1 pseudogene is annotated in these 244 nt (G+C 52.0%); it reads left to right on the top strand.

Annotation, left to right across the window (positions count from 1 at the left end):
- Nucleotides 1-123: 123 nt before the first annotated feature.
- A pseudogene (locus EOD29_RS37715) lies at nucleotides 124-244 on the top strand (ArsR family transcriptional regulator); the annotation flags it as partial.

Raw genomic sequence — 244 nt, 5'->3', positions numbered from 1 at the left:
GCCAAAAAAGACGATGCGGCGCCGACAAATGGGTTTCGGCACTGCACCCTTGCGTTATCTCTAAATTAAAGTTCGGGGATATGACCCGGTGCCCGGCTTTGGTTCCCCAAAGGAGATCTCGCCTTGAACAATCAATCGTCAGTCCCGCATTCCCCCGAAACCATCGCTTTCGATAACGAAGCAAATTTCCTGTCGGCCATGGGGAATGCCAAACGGCTTCACATTCTGCATCTGTTGACCGAAG

The organism is Mesorhizobium sp. M1A.T.Ca.IN.004.03.1.1 (assembly GCF_003997555.1).
GTDB lineage: Bacteria > Pseudomonadota > Alphaproteobacteria > Rhizobiales > Rhizobiaceae > Mesorhizobium.
Note: the sequence above shows the minus strand (reverse complement) of the source record. Positions and strands in the feature narration are given on the sequence as shown.